17 protein-coding genes are annotated in these 23,022 nt (G+C 66.8%); 7 read left to right on the top strand and 10 right to left on the bottom strand.

The window, feature by feature from the left end; all coding sequences use genetic code 11:
- The first annotated feature begins 63 nt into the window (after window positions 1–63).
- From CAP_RS15130 to CAP_RS15115, 4 genes are all read left to right on the top strand, one after another.
- Window positions 64–1,062 carry an NAD(P)H-dependent glycerol-3-phosphate dehydrogenase gene (locus CAP_RS15130; protein WP_044241164.1) on the top strand — a complete coding sequence of 333 codons (999 nt, stop codon included), beginning with the start codon at window positions 64–66 and terminating at the stop codon, window positions 1,060–1,062.
- 109 nt (window positions 1,063–1,171) lie between these two features.
- The gene (locus CAP_RS15125) at window positions 1,172–2,260 is read left to right on the top strand and encodes a hypothetical protein (RefSeq protein WP_044241163.1); all 1,089 of its coding nucleotides are present in this window, start codon (window positions 1,172–1,174) and stop codon (window positions 2,258–2,260) included.
- A 42-nt stretch (window positions 2,261–2,302) separates the two neighbouring features.
- Window positions 2,303–4,228 (top strand): sigma 54-interacting transcriptional regulator, encoded by a 1,926-nt coding sequence (locus tag CAP_RS15120; protein ID WP_044241162.1) that lies wholly within the window; start codon window positions 2,303–2,305, stop codon window positions 4,226–4,228.
- Window positions 4,228–6,726: an endonuclease MutS2 gene (locus tag CAP_RS15115; RefSeq protein WP_044241161.1), complete on the top strand. Its 2,499-nt coding sequence runs from the start codon at window positions 4,228–4,230 to the stop codon at window positions 6,724–6,726. The genes CAP_RS15120 and CAP_RS15115 overlap by 1 nt, the downstream gene beginning before the upstream one ends.
- A gap of 7 nt (window positions 6,727–6,733) precedes the next feature.
- Here the strand turns inward: CAP_RS15115 and nusB are convergent, their stop codons facing one another.
- Genes nusB through CAP_RS53615 form a run of 6 tightly spaced genes read right to left on the bottom strand, consistent with a single transcriptional unit; the run spans window position 6,734 to window position 11,549 of the window.
- A complete protein-coding gene (nusB, locus tag CAP_RS15110) occupies window positions 6,734–7,156 on the bottom strand; it encodes a transcription antitermination factor NusB (RefSeq protein WP_044241160.1) in 423 nt (140 codons plus the stop codon).
- Between the two features lie 22 nt (window positions 7,157–7,178).
- Window positions 7,179–7,661 carry a 6,7-dimethyl-8-ribityllumazine synthase gene (gene ribH, locus CAP_RS15105; RefSeq protein ID WP_044241272.1) on the bottom strand — a complete coding sequence of 161 codons (483 nt, stop codon included), beginning with the start codon at window positions 7,659–7,661 and terminating at the stop codon, window positions 7,179–7,181.
- Window positions 7,662–7,705: 44 nt separating this feature from the next.
- Entirely contained in the window at window positions 7,706–8,872 is a 1,167-nt protein-coding gene (ribB, locus tag CAP_RS15100) for a 3,4-dihydroxy-2-butanone-4-phosphate synthase (protein ID WP_044241159.1), read from the bottom strand.
- A 16-nt stretch (window positions 8,873–8,888) separates the two neighbouring features.
- Complete coding sequence (locus CAP_RS15095; RefSeq protein ID WP_044241158.1) at window positions 8,889–9,593, bottom strand: riboflavin synthase; 705 nt, start codon at window positions 9,591–9,593, stop codon at window positions 8,889–8,891.
- A 12-nt stretch (window positions 9,594–9,605) separates the two neighbouring features.
- Window positions 9,606–9,986 (bottom strand): PilZ domain-containing protein, encoded by a 381-nt coding sequence (locus tag CAP_RS15090; protein WP_044241157.1) that lies wholly within the window; start codon window positions 9,984–9,986, stop codon window positions 9,606–9,608.
- A gap of 6 nt (window positions 9,987–9,992) precedes the next feature.
- On the bottom strand, window positions 9,993–11,549 hold the full coding sequence (locus CAP_RS53615) for an Rne/Rng family ribonuclease (protein ID WP_269324304.1): 1,557 nt from the start codon (window positions 11,547–11,549) through the stop codon (window positions 9,993–9,995).
- A gap of 183 nt (window positions 11,550–11,732) precedes the next feature.
- Between CAP_RS53615 and CAP_RS53610 the strand changes: the two genes are divergently transcribed.
- The gene (locus tag CAP_RS53610; RefSeq protein ID WP_231511481.1) at window positions 11,733–12,191 is read left to right on the top strand and encodes a hypothetical protein; all 459 of its coding nucleotides are present in this window, start codon (window positions 11,733–11,735) and stop codon (window positions 12,189–12,191) included.
- 993 nt (window positions 12,192–13,184) lie between these two features.
- Here the strand turns inward: CAP_RS53610 and CAP_RS15080 are convergent.
- Both CAP_RS15080 and CAP_RS15075 read right to left on the bottom strand, forming a co-directional pair.
- On the bottom strand, window positions 13,185–13,682 hold the full coding sequence (locus CAP_RS15080; protein ID WP_156040822.1) for a hypothetical protein: 498 nt from the start codon (window positions 13,680–13,682) through the stop codon (window positions 13,185–13,187).
- Window positions 13,683–14,172: 490 nt separating this feature from the next.
- Entirely contained in the window at window positions 14,173–15,687 is a 1,515-nt protein-coding gene (locus CAP_RS15075) for an acyl-CoA carboxylase subunit beta (RefSeq protein ID WP_231511480.1), read from the bottom strand.
- Between the two features lie 349 nt (window positions 15,688–16,036).
- On the opposite strand from CAP_RS15075, the gene CAP_RS50405 reads away from it, so the two are divergent.
- Both CAP_RS50405 and CAP_RS15070 read left to right on the top strand, forming a co-directional pair.
- Entirely contained in the window at window positions 16,037–16,438 is a 402-nt protein-coding gene (locus CAP_RS50405) for a hypothetical protein (RefSeq protein ID WP_156040821.1), read from the top strand.
- Between the two features lie 142 nt (window positions 16,439–16,580).
- Window positions 16,581–19,322: a protein kinase domain-containing protein gene (locus CAP_RS15070; protein WP_044241151.1), complete on the top strand. Its 2,742-nt coding sequence runs from the start codon at window positions 16,581–16,583 to the stop codon at window positions 19,320–19,322.
- Window positions 19,323–19,462: 140 nt separating this feature from the next.
- Here the strand turns inward: CAP_RS15070 and CAP_RS44645 are convergent, their stop codons facing one another.
- Window positions 19,463–20,950, bottom strand: a complete 1,488-nt coding sequence (locus CAP_RS44645; protein ID WP_081864904.1) for a sigma-70 family RNA polymerase sigma factor — start codon at window positions 20,948–20,950, stop codon at window positions 19,463–19,465.
- A gap of 991 nt (window positions 20,951–21,941) precedes the next feature.
- On the bottom strand, window positions 21,942–23,012 hold the full coding sequence (locus CAP_RS15060; protein ID WP_197041190.1) for a phenylalanine--tRNA ligase subunit alpha: 1,071 nt from the start codon (window positions 23,010–23,012) through the stop codon (window positions 21,942–21,944).
- Between the last annotated feature and the right edge of the window lie 10 nt (window positions 23,013–23,022).

The following is a 23,022-nucleotide window of genomic DNA, read 5'->3' as shown; positions in this document are numbered from 1 at the left end:
GGCGCGGAGCATAGTCGAAGGCGGGCTGGAGCGGCGGTCTCTGGCGGTGGTAGGGTCGGACCCATGGGCAACTTCGCCGTCCTGGGAGCCGGAGCCTGGGGGACTGCGCTGGCCAAGGTGCTGGCCGACAAGGGAAACAGGACCACGCTCTGGGCGCACCGTCCGGAGATCGCCGAGCACATCGCGCGCGACCGGGTGAACGCGCGCTACCTGCCGGGGATCGCGCTGCCGGAGACGCTCCACCCCACCGGCGACCTGGAAGAAGCGGTCCGCGGGGCGGAGATGGTGGTGGTGGTGGTGCCCTCGCACGGGCTCCGCGACGTGGTGCGGCAGGCGCGGCCCTACCTGCCGCCCGAGGTGCTGATCTGCAGCGCCTCGAAGGGCATCGAGCAGGAGTCGCTGATGCTGATGAGCGAGGTCCTGCACGACGAGCTGGGGACCCACGTATCGCCGCGGCTGACCTACCTGTCCGGGCCGAGCTTCGCGAAGGAGGTCGCGGTGGGGCAACCCACGGCGGTGGTGGTGGCCGGGGCGAGCGAGCCGGAGACGCACGCGGTGCAGCAAGCCTTCGCGACGGACCGGCTGCGCGTCTACTCGTCGCTCGACGTGGTGGGGGTGGAGATCGGAGGCGCGCTCAAGAACGTGGTGGCCATCGCCGCCGGAGCCGCCGATGGCCTGGGCTTCGGCCACAACGCGCGCGCCGGCCTGATCACCCGGGGCCTCGCCGAGATCGCGCGGCTCGCCATGACCAAGGGGGCGAACCCGCTCACGGTGGCCGGGCTCTCGGGCATGGGCGACCTGGTGCTGACCTGCACCGGCGAGCTGTCGCGCAACCGGACGGTGGGCTTCGAGATGGGCAAGGGCCGCACCCTGGAGGACGTGCTGGCGAGCCTCGGGCACGTGGCCGAGGGGGTGAAGACCGCGAAGAGCGCCTACGACCTCGGGAGGAAGCTCGACGTGGAGATGCCCATCACCAGCGAGGTGTACCGGGCCCTCTACGAGGGGAAATCGCCGCGCCAGGCGGTGGTGGACCTGATGAACCGCGCCCTCACGCGGGAGTAGCCGACAGGGGCGCCCGCGGCGTCGTCGGCGGGAGAGCAAGATCGCGGCGGCCGGAGGGGGTCGAGCGGCGTGGCCGCTCCCGTGGTGAACCGTGTAAAGTGGCGCAAGCATGCGCCTTCGCTCCCTCGCCGGCTCCGCCGCAGCGCTCGCGGTCACCACCTTCCTCGGGACCGCAGCGGCCCAGTACGGCCAGTACCCACAGCAGCCTTACCAGCCGTATCCGCAGCAGCCTTACCAGCCGTATCCGCAGCAGTACCCGCAGCAGTACCCAGGGCAGTACCCGCAGCAGTACCCGCAGCAGTACCCGCAGCAGCCGGTGTCGCAGGGGCGGCCCAAGTCGACGGGGCTCGAGATCGGTTACCTCTACGTCACGGCCACGGCCTACGGCGTGGGCACCGGCATCTGGATCGACGCGCTGGCCGGGATCGATGACCCGGGGCTGGCGGTGCTCGCCCCGGCGATCCTCGGCGTGGCAGCGCCGGTGCTGGTGGCCATCGCCGACAGGCCGCGCATGCCGGAGGGGTTGCCCTCGTCGATCGCCACCGGCCTGGTCATCGGCGCGGCCGAGGGGCTCGGCGTGGCGTCGTACCAGTACCTCACGGCGGAAGAGGGTGAAGAGTGGCCCTTCCTCGGCCTGGCGACCTCCGAGTTCATCGGGGCCACAGTGGGCGGCCTCGCGGGCGCCGCGTTCTACTACACCCTCAAGCCGAGCCCGAAGACCAACGTCTTCCTCGCGTCGAGCGCGGTGTGGGGCAGCGCGGTGGGCAGCCTGATCGGCGGGGGCGCGAGCAACGGGGAGTGGTCGGAGGCCAACGACGCGGTGTCGCTCGGTGGGCTCATCGGGCTCAACGTGGCGGTTGCGGGCGCGGTGGGGCTGTCCCTCGCGTGGACGCCTTCCTGGAACCAGCTCGGGTGGATGTGGGGAGGCGCCGCGATCGGCGCCGCGGCGTCGCTGCCGGTGTACATCGCCTACGCCGGGGGGGACAGCGATCCACGGCGCGGGATGATCGTCACGGGCGCCCTGTCCTTGCTGGGCATCGGCGGTGGCGCGTTCCTCGGTCGCCCGGATCGTTCGGGCGCCTTCGTGCTGAACGACCCCGCCGTACCCGCGCGCCGCCCCTTCGCCCGGATCCTCAGCGCAGGTCCGCTCGCGGTCCCCGCCGGTGTCGGCGCGCAGATGATCGGCGAGCTCTGGTAGAGCCCTCACGGGCCCGCATCGCGCCTGCTATGCTCTCCCGCGATGCCGACCCTGAAGTCCTTCTCGTCCACGGGGACACCGCGCCTCTACAGCGTGCACAAGCCGGTCACGACCATCGGCAAGGCGCTCGGGAACGACCTGCCGATCAGCGGCGCGGGCGTGAGGGATCACCACGCACAGATCGTGTTCGATGGGCGCGACTTCGTGATCGAGGAGTGCGACCGCGAGGGCGACATCGCCATCAACGGCAAGAAAAAGCGGCGCGCTCGCCTCGTGCACGGCGACCGGGTGCAGCTCGGCGCCTCGGAGGTCGGCTTCTCCATGTTCGCGGACGCGACCTCGGCCGCGCGCCGCGCGAACGACGACGATGACGCGGGCGCCGCGGGGCGCCAGGAGCCGTCGGGCTCCTCGGAGCTGGCCGGCGTGCGCAAGCTCTTCGCGTTCAGCGAGAAGCTGAGCAACCGCCGCGGGGTGGACGAGCTGCTGGAGGCGATGCTCGACGACGTGATCGAGGTGACCCACGCCGACAAGGGTTTCCTGCTGCTCATCGAGGGCGCCGAGGCCGCGGCGGACGCGGCGGGGCCCTCGGTGCAGTCCTCGGGGGGAGAGCGCAAGCTGGCGGTGCGCGCCTCGCGCAACGTGCGCAAGGAAGCGATCACCGACGCGGCGGGCGGCATCTCGGACAGCATCGTGCAGCAGGTCCTCGACAAGGGCCGTCCGGTCATCGTCTCCGACGCCCTGGCAGACACCCAGTTCGGCAGGAGCGAGAGCGTGATCGCGATGAAGCTCTCCAGCGTGATGTGCGTCCCCCTCATGGCGCAGGGGCAGCTCATCGGGGCGCTCTACGTGGGCAACGACAAGATCAAGCACCTGTTCGACCGTGCCCAGCTCGACCTGCTCTCGATCTTCGCCTCGCAGTCGTCCCTGATCCTGCAGAACGCGATCCTGGTGAACGCGCTGCGCGCCGACAAGGAGAAGCTCACCGCCGAGCTGAAGGACAAGCGCTTCGGCGAGATCATCGGCGCCTGCCCGTCGATGCTGGAGGTGTTCCGCAAGCTGCAGAAGGTGGCAGCCACCGACATCAGCGTGCTCATCACGGGCGAGACCGGGACCGGCAAGGAGCTGATCGCGCGCGAGGTGCACCGGCGCAGCAACCGCGCGGGCGGCCCATTCATCACCATCAATTGCGGCGCCATCCCGGAGAACCTCATCGAGAGCGAGCTGTTCGGGCACGTGAAGGGCGCGTTCACAGGCGCCATCGCGAGCCGGCCCGGCAAGTTCCAGCTCGCCGACAAGGGGACGCTGTTCCTCGATGAGATCGGGGAGCTGCCGCTCAACCTCCAGGTGAAGCTGCTCCGGGCGCTGCAGGAGCGCGTGGTGTTCCGGGTGGGCGACTCGAAGCCGGAGAAGGTGGACATCCGGGTCGTCGCCGCGACGAACCGGACGCTCGAAGACGAGATCAAGGCGAACAATTTCCGCGAGGACCTTTACTACCGCCTGAACGTGGTGAACCTGTGGATGCCACCGCTCCGCGACCGTGGCGATGACGTGCTGATCATCGCCAAGGCGCTGCTGTCGAAGTACGCGGACGAGCTCCAGAGCCCGGTGCGCGGCTACAGCCCTGCGGCACTGGCGGCGATCAAGAAATACACCTGGCCAGGCAACATCCGGCAGCTAGAGAACCGTATCAAGAAGGCCCTGGTGCTCTGCGATCGGCCGCTCCTCGGACCCGAGGACCTGGATCTCGGGCCCGACGCAGAGACCCCCATCCAGCCGCTGGAGAAGGCGAAGGAAGAGTTCCAGCGCCGCTACGTCCTCGAAGTGCTCGAACGCAACAACGGCAACCGTACCCAGACCGCGCGCGACCTCGGCGTCGATCCGCGCACCATCTTCCGCTACCTGGAGCGGGAGCAGAACCCGATCCCGAGCGGCGCTGGTGGCGTCGCCCGAGACCCCTCCGAAGGCTGATGAGCGACACCCTCCCCGAGACCCTCTCCGATCCCTGCCCCCCCAAGACCCGCTCCGACCTGGAATGGGACCGAATCCTCGAAGCGCTGGCCGCCCGGTGCGCATCCCCAGGGGGGCGCCGCGCCGCGCGTGAGCTGCGGTTCGCGGGCACGCGGGCCGAGGTGCTCCGGTCGTTCGCCGAGGTGCGCGAGGCGGTGACGCTCGACGCCGCCGGTGAGCCGCTGCCGGTCGGCGAGGTGCCGGAGATCGGCGCCGCGCTCGACCGGGCGCGCATCGGGGCGGTGCTCTCCAACCAGGAGCTGCGCGAGGTGCTCACCGTGCTGGGAGGCGCGAGGACGCTGCGGCAGTACCTGCAGAACCGGCGCGCGAAAGCGCCGGCGCTGAACGCCGCGTGCGCGACGGACCCGGCGCTGGACGACCTGTCGCGGGACCTGGCCTCGGCCTTCGATCTGGATGGCCTCCTGTCCGACAAGGCTTCGCCGCGGCTCGGCGAGCTGCGCGCGGAGTGGCGGGCCATGCGGGAGCGGCTCATCCGGCGCCTGGAAGAGCTGATCCACAAGCACGAGGACATCCTGCAAGACCGCTACTGGACGGAGCGGGACGGGCGGTACGTGCTGCCGGTGCGGTCCGATGCGCACGAGCGGTTCGCGGGGATCGTGCACGCGGCGAGCGCCAGCGGGGCGACGCTGTTCGTGGAGCCGCGGACGCTCGTGGAGCAGGGCAACCGGATGAAGATGCTCGACGCGGAGGTGACCCGCGAGGAGCAGGCGATCTACGCGGAGCTGACGGCGAGGGTGGGGGACGTGATCGAGAGCGTGGCGGCGGCGGCGCGCGCGCTGAGCCACGCGGACCTGCGGGCGGGGTCGGCGCGGCTCGCGAAGGATCTCTCGCTCCACTTCCCGGAGGTGCCCGAGGAGGCGTTCGCGGGGGCAGGGCCGGGCGCAGGCCGGGCAGGGCGCGCGGAGGCGCTGGAGGACGCAGGCGAGGGGGCGCAGACGCCGCCGCCGTCAATCGATCTGCTCGGCGCGCGTCACCCCTTGCTGGCGCTCGATGGAGTGAAGGTGGTCCCGAGCGATCTCACGGTGCACGCCGGGCGGTCGATGGTGATCTCGGGGCCGAACGCGGGCGGGAAGACGGTCGCGCTGAAGACGCTGGGGCTCGCCGCGCTCATGGTGCGGGCAGGGCTCCCCATCCCGGCGAAGACGGGGTCGCGGGTGGCGCTGTTCGAGGTGGTGCTCACCGACGTGGGCGACGAGCAGAACCTCCACAAGAACCTCTCCACCTTCAGCGCCCACGTGCGCAACATCGCGGAGATCCTGGGAGAGACACGGCCAGGGGCACTGGTGCTGCTCGACGAGCTGGCGGTGGGGACCGACCCGCGCGAGGGAGAGGCGCTCGCCGCGGCGGTGCTGGACTCGCTGTGCGCGCGCGGCGGGACGGTGGCGTGCACGACCCACTACGAGGGGCTGAAGGCGCTGGCGCTGGGTGACGGGCGCTTCGAGAACGCCTCGGTGGGGTTCGATCTGGGGTCGATGAGCCCGACGTTCCAGCTCACGGCGGGGATCCCGGGCTCGTCGAGCGCGCTGGCGGTGGCGCGCCGTTACGGGGTGCCGGCCACGGTGCTGGAGCGGGCAGAGCGCTTCCTCAGCAGGGAAGCCGTGGACTTCGAGCAGATGGTGGAGAAGCTCGCGGCAGAGCGTCGGGCCCTGGAGCTGGCGCGGGCGGACGCGGAGCGCGAGGCGGATGCGGCGCGCGCGCGGCAGCGGGAGCTGCAGGGGGAGATCAAGCGGCTCCGCGAGAAGGAGCGCGCGGTGCTCAGCAAGGAAGGGGAGGCCGTGCTCTCCGGGTTGAGGCGGGCACGGGAAGAGCTGCGCACGGCGCAGACCCGGCTGCGGGGGAGGCCCACCGAAGAGGACCTGCGGACCGTGTCGCGGACGCTGGACGCGATCGGGCAGAAGATCGCGATCGGAGGCGAGCTGGAGACTAAGCCGCCCGAGCCGACCGTACCCCGGGGCGCCGTGCAGGCAGGGGCGATCAAGGTGGGCACGAAGGTGTACGTGCCCAGGCTCCGCGCCGAGGCGGAGGTGGTGGAGGTGCTCAGCGGCGGTCAGCTCCGGGTGGCTGCCGGGCCGCTCAAGCTGACCACGTCGATCGCCGAGATCCAGTCCTCGACGGCAGCGGCGCCAGCAGCGGCTCCCGCGCGGAAGGTGCAGCTCGACGCGGCCTCCGACCCCGAGGTGCCGGTGCAGACCTCCACGAACACCGTGGACCTGCGGGGGCTGCGCGCGCACGAGGCGGTCTCGATGGCCGAGCAGTTCATCGACAGGGCGCTGGGCGCCGGGCTCGGGGTGGTGTTCCTGATCCACGGGCACGGCACGGGGGCGCTGCGCGACGCGGTGCAGGAGTCGCTGCGGGGGAACCGCTACGTGGCGAGGTCGAGAGCCGGCACGCAGGGCGAGGGTGGGGGAGGGGTGACCGTCGCCTGGCTGAAGTGGTGAGGGGCGGTCAGCGGTCCTGATCGAGGCGGCCGAGATCCTCGGCGATCTTGTCGAGGACGCCGTTGACGAAGGCGCTGCTGTCCTCGCTGCCGTAGCGCTTCGCGAGCTCGACGGCCTCGTCGAGGATGACGGCCCTGGGGACGTCGGGGCGGTGGACGAGCTCCCACGCCCCGAGCCGCAGCACGTTGCGATCGACGCGGGCCATGCGTTCGATGCGCCAGTTGGTGCTGGCCTTGCGGATGGTGCTGTCCACCTTGTCGGCGGCGCCCGCGAAGCCGAGCACGATCTCGTCTGCGTACTCGCGGCCCTCGGGATCGCCGGGCGTCTCGCGCCAGTAGTTGGTGACGACGCGCGGCGCCGGGTCGGAGCTCACCTCGAGGGCGAACAGCATCTGCAACGCGGACTCACGGCCAGTTGAACGGGCGCCCATGATTCTCCTGGGGGCTCTAGGGCTAGAGCCCTGCCCCGTCCAGCGCCGCGGCGAGCGAGACCATCTCGATGGCGCTCACGGCGGCCTCCCAGCCCTTGTTTCCACTCTTCGTGCCCGCCCGCTCGATGGCCTGCTCGATGGTGTCGGTGGTGAGCACGCCGAAGGTCACGGGGACGCCCGTATCGAGCGCCACCGCCGCGATGCCCTTGGAGACCTCGGACGCCACGTAGTCGAAGTGCGGCGTGGAGCCGCGGATGACGGCGCCGAGTGCGATGATGGCGCTCGCGCCTCCCTTGCGGGCGATGCGCGCGACGGCGGTGGGGATCTCCCACGCGCCCGGGACGCGAACGATGGTGATGCGGCCGGGCTCTCCGCCGTGGCGCGCGATCGCGTCGACAGCGCCCTCGACCAGGCGGTCGACGATGAAGTGGTTGAAGCGGCTCACCACGAGCACGAAGCGTGCTCCCGGCGGCACCACCAGGTTGCCCTCGATGATCGTGGGCACCGTGGGCGTCTGCGTGCTCTCTGCCATGGGATCGGTTCCTTCCTTCAGGCGTGGCCCTGGACCGAGAAGAGCGGCACGCGCTCGACCACTTCAAGGCCGAACCCCGTGAGCCCCGCGATCTTGCGCTGGCTGTTGGTGAGGAGGCGGATCTGGCGCACGCCGAGGTCCGCCAGCACCTGCGCGCCGAGGCCGAACTCCCGCAACGTCCAGGGGGCCTGCTCCGGGAGCAGGGGGGCATCGCCGCTGACGATGCTCCGCAGGTGGTCGAACTCGCGGCGAAGCTCGCCGCGCGGCGGGATGTACACCACGACGCCTGCGCCGGCCTTCTCGATGGCAGTCACCGCCTCGCGGAGATTCGACCCCCCGTCGGCGGGGGTGGAGCTGAAGAGGTCACCGATGAGCGAGCCGGAGTGCACGCGGCACAGGATGGGATCGGGCGTGGCCACGGAGCCCTTCACAAGCGCGAGGAACTCGCGGGACTCTCCGAGGATCTCGTAGACGATGCCGGTCCACTCGGTGCCGGTCATGTCGAGCCGGATGGGGCCCTCGCTGATGCGCCTGACGAACCTCTCGGTCTGCAGTCGGTACTGGATGAGATCGGCGATGGTGACGATGAGCAGGCCGTGCTTGGCCGCGAAGACCTCCAGGTCTGGCATGCGGGCCATGGTGCCGTCGTCGTTCATGATCTCGCAGATGACGCCCGCGGTGCGGAGTCCAGCGAGGCGGGCGAGATCGACCGAGCCCTCGGTCTGCCCGGCGCGCACCAGGACGCCGCCTCGGCGCGCCCTGAGTGGGAAGACATGCCCTGGCGTCACGAGGTCCTCGGGGCGGCTGTCCGGGCGGCTCGCGACGCGGATGGTGTGGGCGCGGTCGGCGGCGCTGATGCCGGTGGTGACGCCCGTGCGGGCCTCGATGCTCACGGTGAAGGCAGTCCCGAGCGGTGGGCCACCGCGGCCAGGGGCTGCCATCATGGGGAGCTCGAGCCGCGCGACCTGCTCTTCGTCGAGGGCGAGGCAGATGAGGCCGCGGCCGTGAGTGGCCATGAAATTGATGGCCTCCGGGGTCACCAGCTCGCCGGCGAGGCAGAGGTCGCCCTCGTTCTCGCGATCTTCGTCGTCGACCAGGATGACCATACGGCCAGCCCGGATCTCCGCGAGTGCCCGGTTGATACGGTCGAGCACCGCGCCATCGATCGTCAGTCGTTGTGACATGGCGCTCCCACCAGGTTCAGGCGAAACCTGCTGATCGAAGCTTCTGGAGGATTCGTTGATCAGGATCGACATGCTCAACCGTTCCTTCCCGCCCCGGGTGGGTGGCGGCGCCGCTGTCCTGCAACGCCACGACCTCTAGCTGTCGCGCCACGTAGCGCGCGAGCACGTCGACTTCAAGGTTCACCTCAGCACCCGGTCGGAGTTCGGCGAGCAGGGTCCTCCCCAGCGTGTGTGGCACCAGCATGACGTCGAACGTCAGGTGGGGGCCGCGCGGCAGCCCTGCGGCATTGAGCGTCAGGCTGGTTCCATCGATCGCGATGGACCCCTTGATGGCGATGAACCGCGCGAGCTCGGCGGGTGCCTGGACCTCCACGCGGAGCGCCCCGCCCTTCCGCTCCGTGGCGCTCACCCGCCCGATGCCGTCGACATGGCCGAGCACGACGTGACCGCCCATGCGCCCGCCGAGCGGCGTGGCGCGCTCCAGGTGCACGCGCGCGCCGAGCGGCAGCCTGCCGAGAGTCGTGCGCTCCAGGGTCTCGGGTGACATGTCGCACTCGAAGCCTCCTGGCGCGATCCGGTCGACCGTGAGGCATGCACCGTTGACGCTGATGGATTCGCCGAGCTCCAGGGGGCCGAGGTTGGCTTCGATGAGCGCGCGCGCCACGGCGCCGCCGGTGCGGCGACGCAGCACGCCGATCGTTTCGACCAGACCCGTGAACATCCGCGCCGGAGTCTACTCTTCCGGCTGATCTGCCGGACGGGTGAGCTGCACGCCTGGCCCTCGCTGGCTGGTGAGCAGCTTGTCGATGAGCCCCTTCGAGTAGTTCGACAGCTCGGTGAAGACCACGCCCATCCCAGGCGGATCATCGTGAACACGGACCACCTCGCCGACCCCTTCGATGGTCTCGATGTCATCCATGATCACGGTGAAGCGGAGGTTGACCTTGGTCCCCACCGTGAGCGGAGACTTCGAGCGAATGAACACGCCGGTGCGCGAGATGTTGGTGACATACTCGCTGATGAAGGCGTCGTACGACTCGAACTCCTTGTTGATCGTGACGCGCTCGTCCTTGCGCGACGTCCCTTTGTGCTCTTGATCCAGATCGTCCACCATCGCGCTTTACCTGCCCTGCAGATCGAACTGCTCGAGGTGGTACTCCTTGCGAGGCACGAGATCGATCCGGCGCTGGAAGCGTCGCTCTGCCTCATGCACGGCCACACGCTCCTCGCTCTTCAGGAGGTCGATCACGGCCGGATGGGCGTTCACCACCACCGAGTAACCCGGGAGGTGGTGCCGTTCCCTGCGGATCTGGCGCAAGATCTCGTAGGCGACAGTCTGCTTCGACTGGAGCTGTCCAGTTCCATCGCAGTAGAAGCAGGGCTCCAGGATCATCTGACCCAGGCTCTCGCGCGTTCGCTTCCGGGTCATCTCGATGAGGCCCAGGTCGGAGATGCGGTTGAGCGTGGTCTTGGCCTTGTCGCGTGCGAGGAGGTCTTCCAGGCGCTTGCGCACCTTCTCCCGGTTCTGCGCGCGCTCCATGTCGATCAGGTCGAGAATGATCAGGCCGCCGATGTTCCGGAAGCGGAGCTGGTACGCGATCTCCTCCACCGCCTCCAGGTTCGTGGTGAGGATGGTCTCTTCGAGATCCTTGGAACCCTTGCCGACGAAGCGGCCGGTGTTCACGTCGATGGCGGTGAGCGCCTCTGCCTGATCGATGATCAGGTACCCACCGGAGGGGAGCGGCACCTTGCGCGCGAGCGCGCGCTGGATCTCGTCCTCGATACCGTAGGCGTCGAAGATGGGCTCCTCGCCCTCGTAGAACTCCACCGCGTCAGCGCGCTCGGGCATGAACATCTCGACGAACCGCTTCAGTCGGAGATATTCATCCCGGTCATCGATGACGATCTTCTCGATGTCGTCGGTGAACAGGTCACGCGCCGTCTTCAGGACGAGATCGAGCTCGGTGTAGAGCACCGTCGGCGCTCGGATGCCGCTCTCGCGCTTCTTCGCGATCTCTCCCCAGAGCCTCACGAGGTAGCCCACGTCCGCCTTGAGCTGCTTCTTGGTGAGCCCCTCGGCCAGGGTGCGCACGATGAGGCCGCCCTGGGGAGGCTTCATCGATTCGATGGACTCGCGCAGCCTGGAGCGCTCCTTCTCGGAGCCGATCCGCTTCGAGATGCCGATATGGTCGACCGTGGGTAGGTAGACGACGTACCGGCCGGGCAGGGACACGTGGCTTGTGACGCGCGCGCCCTTGGTCCCGATCGGCTCCTTCGAAATCTGGACGAGGATCTCCTGGCCTTCCCGGATCACCTCGCGGATGGGGGTCGACTTGGAGATGCGAGGCGGCTCGTTCGAGCGGGTGCGTGCCTGGCCACGGCTGCGCGAATCACCCTCGCGAGCGTCCCGGCCCTTGTCGCGCGCCTCGCGTCCGCGAGCCGGCTCCTTCTCGCGTCCGTCACGCTGGCGGTCTCGTCCCCTGTTGCTGCTGCGCCCCTCGCGCCCTCGCGAGGGCTCCTTGTCGCGGCCCTCCCGGGCAACCTCGGGCGATGAGGAACGCTCACGCGAGCCTTCTCGGCCCTGGGCACGTTCGCGACCACCGTCGCGACCACCCTCGCGGCCTCCAGCACGCTCACGCCCCCCTTCGGCACGCTCGGGCGCGCTCTCGACGCGCACCTGGGGGGTCGCTTGATCCGGTTCGGCGCCGATTTCTGCCCGTCGGTCGCGCGTGCGCCCGGAGCGACGAACCCGCCCCTCACGTCGTGCGCGTGTTCGGCCGGCGGGGGCACGTGCCACCGAGGTAACCTCTTCAGGTGCTGCTCCAGCCTCGGCAAGAGGGAGCGCCTGATCCTCGACCGCGTGAGGCTCGACGAGCACCTCGTCGGCGACAGTCGTTTCGAAGCCTTCGGGCCTGTCGTCGCCCTGCGCGAAGCTGGCTTCCGGGAGAGGGGATGCCGTCTCGTAAGAAGATTCCTCCGAGGTTTCCGCGTCCTCTCGCCCTTCATCCTCGACACGGCTGGCTTCAGCGTCGGAGCGGTGTGCCGCGTCGTCTGCGGGGGCATCCGCGTCGGAGGCCACCTCGCGCGCTTCAAAGGCGGTCTCTGCCGTGTCTGCGGTCGCCTGCGTGAGGTCGACGCTCACGTCTGCGCCGTCGTGACCTGCCTCCAGGTCAACGGCGGCTGCAGCGGAAGCCTCGCCAGGAGGGTCGTCACCCTCCGGCGCGTCAGGCTCGACGGCCAGCGCCACCACCGCACTGGTCTCCACGAAGGCTTCGAAGTCGTCGGCTGCACCGTTTTCATCGGCCAGCCCCTCTTCTGAGCCACTCCTGGCGTCGCTCACGTCTTCAGCTTCCGGCTCCAGCGAGTCCTGTGACTCCAGACCGGAAAACGCATCTTCGGAAGCACTGCCAAGCACATCGAGTGCGGTCGGCAGGACGATGGATGCATCGTCCTCGGATTCAGAGATCGTCGGCTCTTCATGGAGGGCAGCGGAAAACTCCGAGCCCTCTACTTCCTCCAGATGTTGCAGGTCTTCGTCCTGATCATCCTCCACTTGTAGCTGTGGTTCGCCCGGTCGTGCTGCCCATGCCCGCCTACCGCCACGCGCTTCTTCGCTCGAAGGATGGCGTCGGCCGGCCAGGTAGGCTTCGAAGTCGTCAGGTCGGATGAGATCTTCGACGTGAAGGAACGCTGCCCGTTCCAGCCCCACCTCGATGAACGCAGCCTGCATGCCCGGTAGGACGCGGCTGACCTTACCAAGGTAGATGTTGCCGAGCGTTCCCGTGGAGCTCTCCCGCTCGATGTGTAGCTCGGCGATGATCCCATTCTCGATCAGCGCGACCCGGGTCTCGCGGATGTCGACATTGATAACGAGGAGATTCTTGGCCATGTCGGATGCCGCACAGGAGCGGCTTCGCCAAGCGTTACCACGGGTTGCCCGAGCCATGAAGGCGCAACCCGGACCAGAGAAGGAGATCTTGCTGGACGGGCAGGCCGGCAGGGCAGAGGCGACCCCCGCTCAGGCCTCGGAGAGACTGGTTTGCAGTCCCTCGCGAGGGCCTGTGGCTTCAGCTTCCGGGCAGGAAGGAGCCCTCGCGCGTGCTGCCCGGAAGCCATCGGCCAAAGGGCAAGACCCGCTCTGACGACGCAGCAATGCGTGACGCAGGAGTGCTATCGCCGACGGTTGGGAGGAACGACCCAGATTGACTGGATCGAGGGGCCAGTGGCCCACCTATACGTGGTGGCTTGGCGGGGGAGAGTTACAGGGAAGAGGACAAGCGAAAGGGGCTCATGGAGAGCCCCTCGCGAGTCATCACGGCATGCAGTTGGGCTCCATGTCCGCCTGGCAGGACACGGGGCACGCCGTGCAGATCACGCAGGCCTGGGCGTCGAAATAGAGGCCCGCGGACGCCGAGTCGTCTCCGCCAGCGGCCGTGTAGCAGTCATCCTCGCACGTCGTGTCGTTGGCCGCGCAAGCATTGAGGCAGGTCGCCAGGCCGGCACACGCCGCGTCCCCTGCGCACGCAACGAACTCGGCGCGGCAAGGGCCGTCTTCTGCGATGGCGCAGGTGCCGCAGACGGAGTCCTGCGAGCACTCGGTGGCCATCGCGTCCTCTTCGGCGCAAGCAACGGCGGTGCCGGTGCCGGTGCCGGTGTCGGTGCCGGTGTCGGTGTCGGTCGAGCTGCTGGTGGAGCCACCCTCGCCCGTGTCGCCGCCCGAGCCGCCAGCGCCGTCGCTGCCGTCGCCGCTGTCACACGCCGCCAGAGCACCCATCGACACGAAAATCGCAGCAATAACCCAAGACTTCATGCTCAATACCTCCGCAAACGTGACCTAAACACTCGTCAACAACTATCCACGACCACCGACATCATGCGCGAACAGCGGTCGATGTGCCGCAGCCATTCGGTGGACCAGCAGCTCCCTTGCTGGGAGGCTCGTTTCCTGAATGAGGCCGCGAAATACTTTGCTCACTGCAACAACAAGGATCCGCGTTCACGTGCCCCGGCATCGCAGGAGCCGTCAGTAACCACGTCTACACGGTCACGACCTGGGGCGCAACGGAACAGCACATCTCTGGCTTCCTCCAGGGGTGGACTTCTTTATGGAAATTAGAAGATCTCAGGTTCTCTAAGGAGCGGGGCGGGTGACTCCTGCGCAACCGGGAAAGCTGCCGGGTGAGGAACTGGGAGTAGCGAAGGAACCTGGCGCGGCGAAGGTCGAGCCGGGTCACCGGATCACCTTCCGCAGGCTCGTGGAGAACGCAGACGGGCAGGGCAGGGAGGAACCCGCGCCAGGATCAGAGAGGAATGTTCCCGTGCTTTCGAGGCGGATTCTTCTGTCGCTTGTCGCGCAGCATGTCCAGGGCGCGCGCGAGGCGGATGCGTAGCTCTCGCGGGTAGATGACCTCGTCGATGAACCCGAGCTCTGCGGCCTTGTAGGGATTCGCGAACTTCGCCTTGTACTCCGCCACGAACCGGGCCCGCGCCTCGGCAGGGTTGGCAGCTTGCTGGATCTCCTTGCGGTAGACGATGTTGACCGCACCCTCGGGACCCATCACCGCGATCTCTGCGCTGGGGAACGCGAGGTTGTAGTCGGCGCGGATGTGCTTGGACGCCATGACATCGTAGGCACCGCCATAGGCCTTGCGCGTGATCACCGTCACCTTCGGCACCGTGGCCTCGGCAAAGGCGTAGAGCAGCTTCGCCCCGTGGGTGATGATTCCCCCGTACTCCTGGTCGGTCCCGGGCAGGAACCCGGGCACGTCGACGAATGTGACCAGGGGAATGTTGAAGCAGTCGCAGAACCTCACGAACCTCGCAGCTTTGATGCTCGCTTTGATGTCGAGGCAGCCGGCGAGGACATTCGGTTGGTTCGCGACGACGCCTATGGGCGCACCACCGATGCGTGCGAACCCGACCACGATGTTCTGAGCGTAGCGACCGTGGACCTCGAAGAAGTTCTCGTCGTCGACGACGGCGCTGATCACCTGCTTGATGTCGTAGGGCTTGGAAGCCTCGGCAGGGATCATCGTGTCGAGGTTCGTCAGCTCGCGGTCCACCGGATCGCTCACGGGGCGTCGAGGCGGGTCCTCCGTGTTGTTGGAAGGAAGAAACGAGAGCAGCTCGCGCAGGAGCGCCAGCGTCGCCCGGTCGTCGGGCGCCGTGAGATGGCAGACGCCGCTTCGTGTGGCATGAGCCGAGGCTCCGCCGAGGTCCTCTTTGGTCACGTCCTCGTTGGTGACCGTCTTGATCACCTCCGGTCCGGTAATGAACATGTAGCTGGTCTCTTCGACCATGAGAATGAAGTCCGTGATCGCAGGCGAGTAGACGGCGCCTCCAGCACAGGGCCCCATCACGGCGCTGATCTGCGGGACCACGCCGCTCGTGAGCGTGTTGCGGAGAAAGATGTCCGCGTATCCTGCGAGCGATTCGACACCCTCCTGAATCCTCGCCCCGCCGGAGTCGTTCAGGCCGATGATCGGAGCGCCAATGCTCATGGCGAGATCCATCACCTTGCAGATCTTCCGCGCATAAGCGTGAGAGAGCGAGCCACCGATGACCGTGAAGTCCTGGGCGAAGACCATGACCTTGCGGCCATCGATCAATCCCCAGCCCGTCACCACACCATCGCCAGGGACCTTGTTCTGGCCCATGTCGAAATCGGTGCACCGGTGCATGACGAACCGATCGATCTCGACGAAAGAGTTGGGATCCAGCAGCAGGTCGACCCGCTCACGCGCCGACAACTTCCCCGCCTCGTGCTGCTTGGCGATGCGGCTAGCACCGCCTCCTTCGAGAGCTCGGCGGTTCATCTCGTCGAGTCGGGAGAGCAGATCTGCTGTCGTTGTTGTTGTCTCGGCCATGAAGACGGACTCCTACCACGGTGGATGTCCGGAGGCGAAAAGTCCGTTAGGGAGCAGGGAGCGCGTACATATCGCCTCGCCTCACGCTCGAACCGCGCTGGATGCGCTGGATGCCGGCGAAGCGCGCAACGGTGCGACAGTGGGCGACGGAGAGTAGAAAGGTCGTACGAAAATCAGTCGCGCCGTTAGTTGTGGGACTAGCTGGGCTTGCACGATGCCGCGCGACACTCGTAACGTCGCACCGCCACCTGGCCGTGTAGAGCACGACTCCGCGCCGCCAGAGAGCAAGGAGGTCGTTATGAAGAAGAGCGCGTTGGCTGCATCTGTTACCCTTACCTTGGCCTTGTCGTCCTCCGCCGTTCTCGCGAGTGTGGTGTCCTCGTCAGGTCGGATTGTGGATTACATGAAGACGTCGGCTTTGCTCACGGTGAGCGGTGAGAGCAAGGTCGCCGAAAGACTCCACATCATGCCGGCAACCATCTACCGCTTCGTCGACTGCCCTGACCTGATCCCCGACGGCCAGTGCAGAAATGTCGCCGTTCGCTGGAATCTCGGGCTCGTTCAGAATCAACAGGCGCCATACTTCCAGGGATTGCTGAAGGAATTGGCGTCCGACGGATGCAGCGTCGAGTACGCACGAAGCGATGAACAGAACCGTAACGGTTCATTCGGCTTGACGAGCGTACGCCCATCCCCATGATCTCACGTCAGGAGTCTCGTCCGACCTCCAAGAGAGTGGTGCTTTTGGGGATCAGATCTACTCCCAGGCGTCGCTATACTTCGGAGGTGGTCGTATCGTGTGACCGACCAGACGCCGTGACGGAGGACAAGAGGGCGCTTCCGTGAAGCTCGATCAAACCCGTCAGGTTCGCTCCATGGCCCTTGCGGCGGCAAAGCGAGGGTTCATCGAGCAAGAGACTCTCTGGGACCTGGCTTGTCGGATCGCACTCGGCGGAGCGTCTTCCGCGAAGGAGCTGCTCGCAGAGCTCCTGACGCCTGAACAGCTTGCTCAGATCACGACTGAGCCTCTGGAAGACGCCTCTCTGCCGGCCGCAGGCTCCACCGAGCAGGGCGCATCGAGCACCGAAGGACGCGCCCCGACGGCACCGACGTCGACCTCGGAGACCCCTGCCACGCAAAGCGCCCCGAATGGGCGCGGTGCGAATGCTGCACGATATGACCTGGGCGCCTCGCTCGGCACTGGCGGCGCAGGGAACGTCATCAAGGCGCATGACCGCGAGATAGGCCGCGCCGTCGCCTTGAAGATGCTCAAGCCAGGCGCTGACGCCGAGGCCGGGCTCGTCGAGCGGTTCCTGGCCGAGGCGCGCATCACGGCGCAGCTCGAACACCCGAACATCATTCCTGTCTACGATCTCGGACGTCTGGTCGGGGATGCCCCCTACTACACGATGCGGATCGTCAAGCAGCGCAGCCTGCAGGACGTCCTCACGAGCGTCGAGCTGCGTCGTCAATGGTCTCTGGTGCGTCTCGTCGGGGTTTTCGTGCAGGTCTCTCGCGCGCTCGCTTATGCGCACCGACGCGGCGTCATTCATCGCGACATCAAGCCGGAGAACGTGCTCCTGGGCGATTACGGTGAGGTCTACCTGGCCGATTGGGGGAATGCCAAGCTCCTGGCCGGCCTGCCCGAGCACGGCAGAGCGACCGACGGCGCGGACGAACCACTGCAGATTCACGAAGCGAACCGCAGTTTCGATAGAAAGCGCAACGAGGTCCTTCCCAGCGGGCTCTCTGGCACACCGGGCTACATCGCTCCGGAGCAGATTCGTGGTGACTCGGGCCTCATCGATCACCGCGCCGACCTCTTTGCGCTGGGCGTCATCCTCTACGAGATCCTCACTGGCGAGCATCCCTTCGATGCCCCCACGGTCCTCGCGGTGATCCTTGCCACGCAAACCCGTGAGCCGAAGGCACCCCGTTCGATCGTCCCGAACTGCCCCCTCATGCTGGAGGACCTGTGCCTGGCGATGCTGGCGAAGGACCCGTCCAGACGGCCTGCATCGGCCGACATCGTTGTCTCCGAGATCGACGCCTTCCTGGATGGCGCGAAGGAACGGTCCCGACGCCGCGAGGAAGCCCGCAAACTGTGCGGGCTCGCGAAGGCACCCCTGCAGAGGGACCGTGAACTCACCGTGGAGCGCCAGTGGCTCGAGAAGGAAGCCAGACGCCTGCTACAGGACGTGAAGGGTCACGAGCCCATCGAGCGGAAGCGCTCCGGGTGGGAGTTCGAAGACCGTGCTGCCGAAGTGGAGAGGGAGCAGGCACGGGTGAATGCGGAGGCCATCGACCTCTACACGAAAGCGCTGGCGTACGACCCTGACCTCCCCGAGGCGCGCGCCGGGCTGGCCGACCTCTACTGGCAACGAGCGCTGCGCGCGGACGAAGAGCGGCGTCACGCGGAGCGGATCTACTACGAGGCGCTCGTCTCCGAGTTCGACGTGGGGAGCTATGCGGCGCTGCTCAAGGCCGATGCCGCCATATCGTTCGACACCCAGCCCTCGGGCGCAGCGGTGCTCGCCTACCGGTACGTGGAGAAGGACCGGATACTCGTCGCGAGCGACGAGCGATACCTCGGTCGCACGCCCCTGCGGGATGCTCGCCTCAGCCCGGGCAGCTACCTCTTCATCCTGAAGCGGACCGGATACCGTGACGTCCGCTATCCCGCATTGCTACGGAGAGGCGATCACCATCACGCCGACATCAACCTCTACACGGAGGAGGAGATCGGAGAGAGCTTCATCTATGTGCCTGGCGGGAAATTCATCGTGGGTGGAGACCCCGAGGCCATCGATTCGCTGCGGCGGGACGAGGTCTTCGTACCCGACTTCGCCATCTCCAGGTTTCCAGTCACCTTCAGGGAGTACTGCGAGTTCCTGAACGAGCTCGAAACGAGGGATCTCGGGTTCGCGCTCAAACGCGCCCCGCACGACACCCGAGGCTCGGAGGGCTACGTCGTCCAGCCTGCCAGCGGCGGCGGCTGGGAGCCGATCCCCACGGTCCTGGAAGGGGAGACCCGCAAGCTGTTCCGTGCCGACGAAGGGCACCTCTGGAACCTCCCCGTCTTCCTCATCGACTGGTTCGATGCCGTCGCCTACTGCCGCTACCGCGGTGAGCGCGAAGGCGCGGAGATCCGCCTGCCCAGCGAGCTGGAATGGGAGAAAGCGGCCCGCGGCGCCGATGGCCGCTTCTACCCCTGGGGCGACCACTTCGATCCGACCTTCTGCCTCATGCGCACCTCGCGGCCGTTCATCCCCCAGCCCGAACCTGTGGGCACCTTCATCGCCGATGTGTCACCTTATGGCGTGCGTGACATGGCTGGCGGCATGCGGGAGTGGGTCGCGGACGTGCATGGTGACAAGACGTGGACCGAAGCGCTCGCCGAGCCCGAGCCGAGCGTCGACGTGGAGCGAGACGCCTCCCCCTGGCGCGTGTTTCGTTCCGGCAACTGGGCGGGTGACGATCAACGCTGCAGGAGCGCCTCACGGTCGAGGTTCTTCGCACTCGCCCGGAACACCAACCTGTCGTTCAGGATCGTGAAGGCCCTCCCGAGAGCGTCACGGGGTTGAGGCGTGGCGTCTGACACGGGCTGCCCTCAGGCGAGGCTGACCGCCCTCACCCTGCCAGGAAGCAGGAGAGGGAAGCTGGTTCGAGAATGGAGGGGAAGGGGCGCTGCGCGAGGGCGTGACCTCGCGCCCGTGCGCGGCGACTAGGGCGAGTAATCGCGCATCTGCTTGCGGATCTTGCCGAGCGCCTGCTCCTGAAGCTGACGGATCCGCTCCCGGGACAGGTTGTACTTGTCGCCGATCTCCTTGAGCGTCAGCTCGTCCTCATCGTCCAGCCCGAAGCGCCAGCGGATGATGCGTGACTCGATCGGCGTCAGCGTGGTCAGCAGCCGCCTGACTTCGTCACTCCACTTGCGGTTGGCGAGGTGGTCGAACGGAGAGAGCGCGTTCTCCTCTTGCAGGAAGTCGATGAACTTCCGCCCGTCCTCATCTCCCACCGGCCGGTCCAGCGAAAAGGGCGTCTCCGCGTAGAAGTCCTTCACCTTGTCCAGCTTCTCGCGCGGTACGCCGGTCTCCTTCTCCAGCTCCTCGATGCTGGGCTCCCTGCCCGTTCGTGCCACGATGGCCTGCGTGGCACGCGCCACACGGTTGTACGTGTCGAGCATGTGCACCGGAATGCGAACGGCCCGGCCCTTGTCAGCCAGTGCGCGGCTGATGGCGTGCCTGATCCACCACGATGCATAGGTGGAGAAGCGATAGCCACGGTTGTGGTCGAACCGCTCCACGGCCTTCATCAGGCCGATGTTTCCCTCCTGAATGAGGTCGATGAGCGGCAGACGGCCCCGGTTGTACCGGCGCGCGATCGAGACGACGAGGCGCAGGTTGGCTTTGACGAACTTGTTCTTCGCGATGTGCTGGGCCTGGAACGTCCGCTCGAGCAGGTTCAGATAGTCCTGGTAGGACGCCGTCATCTCCAGGCGTGGCCTGATCGGCTGTGCCTCATCGGGATCACTGACATCGTCATCGAAATCCAGTTCGCGGACGAGGTCCCTGGCCACGGTGTAGGCATTCATCATCCACAGCCTGTCGGAATCAGGAAGCCGGATCACTCCCGCGAGCGCTTCCGAGAGTTCGTGCCACGAAAGCTGCTGCTCACTGGTGAGCTGACCGTCCTTCTGGGTGGGCGCAAGCCGGCTCAGGCGGAGCATCTGCTCGATCTGGGGAACCTTGATCTCCTCCTGACCGCTGGCAGCAATGTCCTTCGTGATCCCTTCGAGAATGTACTTTGCGGCGGGCAGATGAGAGAGGATGGCGATCCAGTGATTCACCTCCGTCCGCTCGACACCGCGGGCTGCATCGAGCTCCTCATCGGGTCCCATGACCGGGTGGAGAGCCATGTCCCGGAAGTAGCGGGCGAGCATGGAATCGCCTCCGCCATCCTCGACGTCCTTCAGTTCCCGCTCCAGGCGGGTGACTCTCTCGGGCGCGGGAAACCGCTCTACGGCGTTGAGATCCATATCGAGGAACTCGCTCGGAGGCTCTTCGTCGATGAAGTCCGTTCCTCGAGCACGGATGCCAGTCTCCTCCGCGTGATCGTCATCGAGGAGACCGCGCTTCGCGAGCGACGGTGCAGGAGGGTCTGTCCGGGTAACGGGCTCCACGGCCGGCCCGACGGCATTCGTTCTTCTCATGGCTGCTCCTTCCGCCCTTCAAAAACCTTCGCGAGTGACACATGCGTCGGGAAGTCGCTAAAGACGCACCTCCTTCATTTCACCGCAGTAGCAGACACGGTCGTCCTGCCCGATTTGATCAGTGCAGCCATTGAGAGCGTTGGGAGTGATGCTTGGCGTGCTCATCTGTTTCGTGCTGCCGGCAAGCCGTACGGAGATCACGGAGCGAACCCAGGACTCAGCCTTTGACGGCAGGGGTTCCCTCCGCCGAGCGGCTGCATGGATGAGCAGCCAAGGTCTGGACAACAAGGCTCGATCGTCGTTCCTCCACAGTTCGAGATCGCATCCTTGTTGCTCCTTCGTCCTGTCGAGGTATGTAACGATCAGACAGCCGTATTGATTCCTCTGCCTTGTCCGCCACACCCAACATAACTTGGGTATGTCTGGGAGCTTGACAACCCAAGCAATGATTGCGCCATGTCCTTCTGGTGTTCACATTCTTCCATGTAGGAGAACGTAGACACTCAGACAGAACTGACGTTCCATCCATTCATCGACCGGCGGTCCGGACGCATCGTCCAAAGCTTGAGACGTGCCCATGCATTGCTCGAAGCGTGCCAGCAGTCATCACGTCCAAACGCACGAACTGGCTTGAGCGCCTGACGGCTCCGAGCAGGAAACGGAGCTGAAGGTTGTCCGAGGACAGAGAGGTTGCAGCAATTCTTGCGCGCGATCCGCCTGGATCATGAGTGCCTTCGGAGAGACCGCATCCTCCCGGGACGACTGCCCGCAAGTTTCCAGGAGGAACGCCGGTCCTGTTTGACGCACAGCGACATTCCAGCGCACCCCTGGGTACGTGCTGAAATTGCACAGAGGCCACCGGCCTGTTGACGTGCTGAACGGGTGGACGCTGGCCAGAGCGGCCGACGCATCTACCAGAACATGGCGGTGAGAAAAATCTAACCACCCCCTGGCCGCTGGATCAGGGATAGGGCTTCAGCGCTTCAGCGCTTCAGAAGCTGCTCAAGAACCGGAGGTCGTTCTCGAACATCAGGCGGATGTCCGGGATCCCGTACCGCAGCATGGCGATGCGCTCGATCCCCATCCCGAAGGCGAACCCTGTGTAGCGCTCACCGTCGATGCCGCACTGCCGGAACACCTCTGGATGGATCATTCCGCACCCGAGGATCTCGATCCATCCCGTCTGCTTGCAGACCCTGCAGCCATCATGGCCGCCGTCGGGTCGGACGCAGAACACACAGCCCACATCCATCTCCGCTCCCGGCTCGACGAACGGAAAGTAACTCGGCCGGAGCCGGACCGGCGTCCCGGGCCCGTAAAGCCGCTCCGCGAAGGCGGTCAGCGTTCCTTTCAGGTCGGCCATGCCAACGCGCTCATCGATCAGGAACCCCTCGATCTGATGGAACATCGGCGAATGGGTGACATCATCGTCACGCCGGTACACGGGACCCGCGCTCACGACACCCAGCGGCAGCTTGAGGTCGGGGCTGGTCATCTCTCTGACCTGCATATTGCTGGTGTGGGTCCTGAGCAGAACCCCGGGACCCACCCAGAAGCTGTCCTGCATGTCCGTGGCAGGATGCTCCGGGGGGAAGGCCAGCTTCGTGAAGTTGTTCTCCTCGGTCTCGACCTCCGGGCCACTGGCGACGACGAACCCCAGGCTGCGGAAGATCGAGAGCAGCTCGTCCTTGACCTGGTGGATGGGGTGCAGGTGACCGCGCTCGAACTGGCACCTCCCGGGCAGGCCTAGATCGAACGGCACCTGGCGAAGCTCGTCCGCCTTCGCCGACTGCGCCAGCCCGCGCAGCCGCGCTTCGAACATCGACTCCACGTCGTGTTTCAAAGCGTTGATTCCGGCCCCCACCGCGGAGCGCTGGTCTGCCGGGTACTTGCGTATCGTGGAGAGGAGATTGGTCAGCTCACCGCGCTTCCCGAGCAACTTCGCGTGATGCTCGCGGAGATCCGCCTCGGTTCGCGACGTCTGGAAGACCTGGTGGGCGTGCTCCCGCAGCCCCGTCAACGTGGTGTTGATGTCGGCTGCGGGCTCTGCGGGATCGCTCACGTTATCCCTG

It is taken from the genome of Chondromyces apiculatus DSM 436, from assembly GCF_000601485.1.
Lineage (GTDB): Bacteria > Myxococcota_A > Polyangia > Polyangiales > Polyangiaceae > Chondromyces > Chondromyces apiculatus.
Note: the sequence above shows the minus strand (reverse complement) of the source record. Positions and strands in the feature narration are given on the sequence as shown.